The following is a 6,870-nucleotide window of genomic DNA, read 5'->3' as shown; positions in this document are numbered from 1 at the left end:
AGGCTTGCCGTCACTGAGGAATCCGACGCATAATCCGCTGGTCCTGCCTGGGGGAATTTAGCCGCCCACAGGTGGAGGAGTTTGAACTGCCCATCGGGGCTTTGCCGTCTGTCCGCGCTCGAGCAGTGGCGTAGACCGCATTAAAAGTGTCACCGAAGTGACCTCGAAATATCGGGCCGACGCGCCGCTGCAGTGACACTTTTGCTTGCAGTCCGAACGAAATAAAAGCGTCAATTCGCATAAGTCCGCATTAAATTTGTCACCTCGCGTCCTACACTTCGAATCCCGTCCGTAAGGTATTGATCTTATGGAAAATTCCCTTCACATCAGGGAGCCGGTCGCGCTTGTCCGTCCGAGTGGCGCGCACCGGTTCGAAGCCTTCAGCCCGAAGCTGGCCCGACGGCTGACGTTATACAGGCGCGCCTTGCTTGAGCAGTGGTTTCTGCTCGAAGCGGATCCCGCAGTGACCACGTTCTGCGAGCGGCCCGGCTATGTGCATGTCGAGGGGCAGCAGCGCCTTGCCGACTTTTGGGTCCGCTATGTTGACCGACAAGAGTTAGTTATACTTGATGATTCGCATGTTGATGAAAAGATGCCTGAACCGCACCGCGCGCTCGATGGAACAGCGCTGCCCGTCCGGAGCGTGTCTCCGGCTGACCTCGCGGCCGCACGGGTGTGGATCGACAACTGGCAGCGCATGCTTCCGTGCATTGTGGCGAACCGGGGTCTTGTTTCACCGTCGCTGCCACGAGCGATCGCGCGCTTCCTGACCCGTCCCCAGAAGTTGCTTGCGATCGAGCGGGAGTTTTCGACCGGAGATCCGGTTCTCGTCCGCACGGCCGTATTCGGCCTGCTGCATGCAGGGCTGATCAGTGCGCCGGATCTGCACACGCAGGCGCTATCCCTGCTCACGTCGTTTGTCGCCACGGAGGCAATCTCATGAGCCGCCGCAAGCCGGAGTTTCAGGCAATCGATGTCGCGACGTGGCCTGCCGTTGCTTACACCGAATTCGATCACGAAGCACGGCGCGCGTTTGAAGCGCGCATGCAGGCGCTGGTACGCTACGCGCGCGGCGAATCGCTCAAACACATCGAACAGTCTACTGGTGTCAATCGACGCCAGTTGTATCGCTGGCTTGAACGGGCCTTGTCGCCGCATCCGGACGGGCGGCCTTATGGGTTCCGCGCCTTGGTCAGCTATGCGCGGATCGCTGAGTATGTTCGTCTGCGTCCGGTGCGTATATGTGGTGAGCGCGGCAGTTGTGGCGCGGCGGGCGCGCTGTCGCAGCTTTTCGAGCGCTACCCGACGCTCGCCGCGTGGCTGCTGCTGCAGGTCAGACAGCGTCGCGTGCTGCTCGAACAGATCAATACCGATGGGCGATTGCGGACCCGCCTGCGAGGGCTGCGGCCGCTGCATGACGAATTCCTCCGCCAGTGTCGCGCGGTGGGCCTGACGGCAGCGGACTACCCGTTCAACACGGCAGGAGGTGCGATCCGTTCGCTGTCGCAGCGGCTGAAGGCAGAAATGCTGCGCAGTTTCGGTGCCGCCGCGCGCTCGGCGGGCGCTTCGCACCTGAAGGGGTTGCCACACAGAGATGACGGCGTGGAAAGTCCTGCGGCGACACGTCCCTATCAGGTGGTGGAGTTCGACGGTCACCGGCTCGATATCCGGTTAAAAGTGGTCGTGCGCGATCCGCTTGGCTTTGAGCACGAATTCGAAATGGAGCGGGTGTGGCTGCTGGTGATCATCGACGTGTGCACGCGCGTCGTGCTGGCCTACCATCTCGTACTGGCGCGTGAGTACAGCCGCTACGACGTGATCAAGACCATCGAAAAGGCGCTGGAGCCGCATCGCACCCGCTCTTTTACCATCGACGGGCTGGGTTACGGACCGCAGGATGGTTTTGCATCGCAGCGATTGCCGGAGCTGGCGTACGTGACCTGGGAGTGGATGAAGCTCGACAACGCGAAAGCGAACCTCGCGAATGAAACGTTGACGGCGCTATGTGAATTCGTCGGCTGTCTCGCCGACGCGGGACCAAGGTACAGCCCGGATGAGCGGCCGTATATCGAGCGCTTTTTCGGCACGATTACAAGCCGCCTGTCTTCGCGCCTGCCCGGCTACACAGGTTCGCATCCGCGCGATTTGCGCCGGGCGCTGGCTGATCCAAAGGGCAACCTGCGTCTGTATGTGTCGCTCGATGAACTTGAGGAGCTTGTCGAGTATGCGATTGCGGGCTACAACGGCACGCCGCACAGCGGTTTGAACAACGCCACGCCGCTCGAAGCGATGGAGTATTTCATCCGCGGCAAACAGATGGTGGTGACCTGGCTTGCCGAACATCATCGCCGCACGTTGTGTCTGATGCAATCGGCGCGCCGCTGCCGGGTGCGGGCCTACCTCGACCAGGGCGTGCGTCCCCACATCAATCTGCATGGCGTGCGCTATACGAACGACGTGCTGGCGACGAGCACGCATCTGATCGGCAAGCACCTGCTGGTCTATATGAATGCGGACGACCTGCGTTGTGTGCGCGCGTTTCTGCCTGACGGCACCGAACTGGGCGTACTCGATGGGCAAGGGGCATGGCGTGTCGTGCCGCACAACCTCAAACTGCGCCAGGAAATTCGCAAGCATCAGGGCAAGCACCATAGCCGCGCGGTGATCGGCGCCAATCCGATCGAGGCTTACGTCCAGACGAAGCTCGAACAGGCGAAGAAGACCCGCAAGGCGGCCACGGAACTCGCGCACGCAGTGAAGCTGCTGGCGTCAGCACCGACAGTACGCACCCCGGTCGGTCCGGCGCGGCCGGTGGAAACTGGAACGGCGTCCTCCCCAGCGATCCAGGCGGTGCCTTCGGCACCGAAGGTCACCGCCTTCGAGCTTGCACCTCGCACGCCAGTCCGGCCGAGGAAACTCTCCATCGGTACCGGCCAGGTCTTTTAACCCTGTCGTTTGCATGGGAGGCATCATGTCGCTTCAGGTACCGCGTCCGATTGATCCGTCGCTGCATCCGCTGGCCACCGGCAACTATAGGATCGCCACCCCGGCGATTCAGGCGTTCTACGAGCTCGTAGTGCGATGTCTGAACTACCGGATCATGGGTGCACTGATCTACGGACCATCGCGGATCGGCAAGACGCGTGCGATCGAGTACGTGCGGCTGCTGCTCGCGCGCAACTATCCGAAGATGACGAGCTATCACGCGCAGTGCGAGCATAAGCCGCGGCATGCCGAAGGACCGTTTTTTGCCAACCTGCTCGAGGCCGTCGGAGATCCCGATCCGAACGCCGGCTCGAATCCGTCCAAGCGCCTGCGACTGTCTCTAAGGATTCGCGAGGCGGCTGCCCGTGCCGGTAGCGGCACGATGCTGCTGTTTTGCGACGAAGCGCAGCGCTACAACGAGAACGAATACGAGTGGTTGCGTGACGTGCATGATGCGCTCGACCGACAGCAGATCAAGCTGTTTACCTTCCTCGTCGGTCAGCAGGAGTTGCTCGCGCAGAAAACCAGTCTGCAGATTGCTGGCAAGACACAGATCGTTGCGCGCCTGATGGTCGAGGAGCTCGCGTTCTACGGCATCCGCAATGCGGAGGACGTCGCGACGTGCTTGAACGGATACGATCAGACCGCCTACCCGGAGAGCAGCGAGTGGAGCTTTACGCGCTTTTATATTCCGCAGGCCTTCGATGCCGGGTATCGGCTGGTCAGCGACGCCGACGTGCTCTGGCATGCATTCGAGGCCGCGCACCACAGGGCCAACCTGCCGGGCCGACTTGAAATTCCGATGGAATCATTCGCGAGAGTGGTCGAGATCGTCCTGAAGGAAAGCGAACTCAAGGATGGTCTGCAATACAACCCTGATCCTGCTTTGTGGACATACGCCGTGCAGCATTGCGGTTATGTTCAGTCCCGTCATGCAACCGGCCGCGTGCTCGTCGCCGCGTAAGGTATGGGTGACGCCGCCGCGTTTCCCGATTCTTACGCTTGATGAGCGGAAGCTGACACCGGCACTGGGTTACCTCTTCAGTGCGAAGTGGATCGATCCCTGCGAATCGCTGGTGACAATCCTGTGGAAATTCGAGAAAGCGAACGCCTTGCCGGGCCATGTTGCCGCACTCCTCATGGGTGCGGACATCGATCCCTACGAAGGGGTGGTGCCGCAGGCCGGCGTCATCGACATCCGGCGGCTGCGCGACACGCTCAAGGTGCCGCTCAAGATCCTGCACGGCTCGCTCCTGCTTCCGTCGCAACGCCGCCGCTACAGCAAACTGTTTCGGTACTGCCGATGCTGTCTGGCGCGCGGGTATCACAGCGTGCTGCATCAGATTGAGGGCGTGGATGTGTGCCCGGCACACCGCCGGCCGCTGGAGACCGCTTGCCGGCGATGCGGCTATGAGGCGCCATACGTCCTGAGCGTGAGGTTTCTGGACGCGCCTTACCGTTGCGCCTATTGCCGCGCGGGCTACAGCCACAAGGTCTTTTCAGTCTCGAGTTCGCAGCGGATGAAGAAGGACGAGCGCATCGCGATGAGCCGTCTCTACTTCCAGCGCTATTTCGGATGAAACTGTAGCGGTTCGCGGCTTACCGACGTCGCGTCCGCTCTCATCTTGCGCGAAATGCCGCACTGATCTGCCGTGCCCGTTTCGCCTCGTCGACGTGCAGATAGATCGAAGTCGTTGAAATCGAGGCGTGGCGCAGATTGTCGCGAACGGTTGTGAGTTCCGCGCCGCGTGCCAGTGCATGTGATGCGTGCGTGTGTCTCAGCCAGTGCGGGCTGGCGTGCCTCAACTTTTCAGCGGCAACCGGGTGGTCCTGCTGGATGACGTCGGCCGCCTGCGAGAAAAAGCGTCGCATCACAGCGCGCAGTCGCGTCGTGGTAACGCCGGCGCCGTCCTCGGCGAGACCGCCGATCAGGGGGATGTCAGGCCGCCAACGCGCCCGTGTGACCGGCAGTCCGCGTTGCATCAGATACTTATCGAGCGCCGTGCGTGCAAGAGGAGGCAGCGCCACCTTGCCCGCCTTGCTGCCCTTGCCGGTCAGATGCAGCCAGTGATCACCGCGAGCGTCGCGCTGGACGCCGCCGAGGGTCGTGCCAACCAGTTCCCCGGCACGCAGTCCCGTTGCATACGCGAAGTCGAGTAGGAAGCGCAGGCGCTGGGCCGCTGGCGCCTCCCAGCCATACGACCATTCCAGACCGTCGGCCACCGTGCGGACCAGCTGCCACTCGCCTTCGGTGAAACCGCGGGACGCATCGAGCGGTGCGGCGCGCGCACCGCCACGCACCTTGATGCCGGCGAACGGGTTCGCCAGCAAATAGCGTTGCTCGATCAGCCACCTGAACAGTGCGCCGAGCACTGACAGCGCGTACGCAACCGAGCGCGCCGACAGGCCGCGTGCGAAGGGCCGCCATTCGGTAGAAGTGCGCGACCGGGGCGGACCCACCCAGCGTTCGTGTGGGGTTGGTCGGCGCAGGAAGGCGCGGTAGGCGACCGCATCGTCCGTGGTGAGCGACGAAAGCGCCCGTTCGCGCTCGACGATGGCCCACAGAATGAGACGTTCCGCCTCTTTGCGATAGGCACGTTGCGTGGCCGGTGCTTCGTGCAACGACAACCAAGCCTGAACGGCTTCGTAATCGTTCGTGGCATCGAGCGTGCACGTCGCTTGCGGTGCGCGGAAGGTGCCCTGCGAGCCGTCGACCTCGTGCGGCAGCCGTAGCGATTCCCACGGGACGACGATTGCCGGTTCGGTCACTGCAACCAGCTGCCGGGCGCGCTCCGTAAGTTGCGGGTAGGCGGCGAAGAAGGCTTCGATCCGTCGGGCGCTGGCGACCCCCAGATCGGGAATCGCAACCCACCAGCGGCGCCGGCGCGGAATGCGTACCGTTAGGTCCGCCAGCGTATTGAGGCCCCGTGCGCGCAGGGCGCCGACCGCCCGTGGCGGAAACCACAGGCCGACGTCGTCGGTGATGTGCGGCTGGGGTACGGGCTGTGACCGCAGAAGCTCGATCGCGTGGCCGACAGCGGTCGCCCGCTTTAACCGCTCAGCAACGGGATGCTGAAACAGGTCCGCCAGATCGTCACGCTGGCGACTGCGCGCAAACGCAACCAGCTGCCGCCGGATTCGACCGAGGATACCGCGCGCCGACTGGCCGTCGGCTCTGGTCGAGGCCAAGTAGCGGGCGACAGCCGCACGGGCCGTCAGGCCGGCGTACCATGCCCGCAGCGCAGCGAGCGACGCAGCATCCGGGAAGGGCGGCGATGCGGGTGCAGCGGGCGCAGGTGCCGGGGACTGACGCGTTTTCACGCCTTCCAGTTTAGGCAGGAAATCAGGCGATTACGATAAGAAAACTTATCGCAACGGCACGGCCTGGAAGCACATCTGTATCCGGCAAGCAGAGCCGTGCTTCGGCAGGTCGTCGCAATCCTCGAACGGCGGCTGGGGCAAGCGGTAGCTCAATTTTTTACAATCCAAGCGAGAAGCATCGCAAATAACTTTGGTCCCTACGGCGGCTCGCAATTGGCGACATTTGTTGTGCGGCCCGGCGATCGCGTTCCGGCCGACGGCAATGTAATCGGCGGAGTCGAGGACATCGACGAATTGGATGGGGATCGCCACGGTGATGCTGACGGGCGACAACCGCCGCTCGGCGAACGCGATCGGCGGTGCGCTTGGCGTGCGGCCGGTGGCGGGGCTGCTGCCCGACGCGAAGCTTGCTGAAATCGCGGTGCTGCGTAATCAAGGGCCGGTCGCGATGGTCGGCGACGGCATCAACGCCGGCCTGGCCGACCGTGTCAGCGGAGCGTTACGAGCGCGAACCCTCATACTCGCGAAGACCTAAGTGAGCGCTTCCGGCCGCCGTTAGCTTAT

Annotated in this window: 6 protein-coding genes; 5 read left to right on the top strand and 1 reads right to left on the bottom strand. The window is 63.0% G+C overall.

Going from position 1 to position 6,870, the window contains the following annotated elements; all coding sequences use genetic code 11:
• Positions 1–307 precede the first annotated feature (307 nt).
• The 4 genes from QCE69_RS19870 to QCE69_RS19855 are packed head-to-tail and all read left to right on the top strand — an operon-like array spanning position 308 to position 4,565.
• Positions 308–943 (top strand): hypothetical protein, encoded by a 636-nt coding sequence (locus tag QCE69_RS19870; RefSeq protein ID WP_309932509.1) that lies wholly within the window; start codon positions 308–310, stop codon positions 941–943.
• The gene (locus tag QCE69_RS19865) at positions 940–2,946 is read left to right on the top strand and encodes an integrase (RefSeq protein ID WP_309932507.1); all 2,007 of its coding nucleotides are present in this window, start codon (positions 940–942) and stop codon (positions 2,944–2,946) included. Before QCE69_RS19870 ends, QCE69_RS19865 begins: the two co-directional genes overlap by 4 nt.
• A gap of 25 nt (positions 2,947–2,971) precedes the next feature.
• Complete coding sequence (locus QCE69_RS19860) at positions 2,972–3,949, top strand: ATP-binding protein (protein WP_309932505.1); 978 nt, start codon at positions 2,972–2,974, stop codon at positions 3,947–3,949.
• Positions 3,903–4,565, top strand: coding sequence for a hypothetical protein (locus tag QCE69_RS19855; RefSeq protein WP_309932503.1), 663 nt, complete (start codon positions 3,903–3,905; stop codon positions 4,563–4,565). Before QCE69_RS19860 ends, QCE69_RS19855 begins: the two co-directional genes overlap by 47 nt.
• Before the next feature lie 40 nt (positions 4,566–4,605).
• On the opposite strand, the gene QCE69_RS19850 is transcribed toward QCE69_RS19855, so the two are convergent.
• A complete protein-coding gene (locus QCE69_RS19850; RefSeq protein WP_309932502.1) occupies positions 4,606–6,306 on the bottom strand; it encodes a phage integrase family protein in 1,701 nt (566 codons plus the stop codon).
• A gap of 298 nt (positions 6,307–6,604) precedes the next feature.
• Between QCE69_RS19850 and QCE69_RS19845 the strand changes: the two genes are divergently transcribed.
• The gene (locus QCE69_RS19845; RefSeq protein ID WP_309932500.1) at positions 6,605–6,841 is read left to right on the top strand and encodes an HAD family hydrolase; all 237 of its coding nucleotides are present in this window, start codon (positions 6,605–6,607) and stop codon (positions 6,839–6,841) included.
• Positions 6,842–6,870 lie beyond the last annotated feature (29 nt).

It is taken from the genome of Caballeronia sp. LZ032 (assembly GCF_031451315.1).
GTDB lineage: Bacteria > Pseudomonadota > Gammaproteobacteria > Burkholderiales > Burkholderiaceae > Caballeronia.
Note: the sequence above shows the minus strand (reverse complement) of the source record. Positions and strands in the feature narration are given on the sequence as shown.

Excerpts from the sequence above, each read along its gene's own strand:
- QCE69_RS19870 (WP_309932509.1), top strand. The coding sequence starts at position 308 with ATGGAAAATTCCCTTCACATCAGGGAGCCGGTCGCGCTTGTCCGTCCG.
- QCE69_RS19865 (WP_309932507.1), top strand. The coding sequence starts at position 940 with ATGAGCCGCCGCAAGCCGGAGTTTCAGGCAATCGATGTCGCGACGTGG.
- QCE69_RS19845 (WP_309932500.1), top strand. The coding sequence starts at position 6,605 with ATGGGGATCGCCACGGTGATGCTGACGGGCGACAACCGCCGCTCGGCG.
- QCE69_RS19860 (WP_309932505.1), top strand. The coding sequence starts at position 2,972 with ATGTCGCTTCAGGTACCGCGTCCGATTGATCCGTCGCTGCATCCGCTG.
- QCE69_RS19855 (WP_309932503.1), top strand. The coding sequence starts at position 3,903 with ATGTTCAGTCCCGTCATGCAACCGGCCGCGTGCTCGTCGCCGCGTAAG.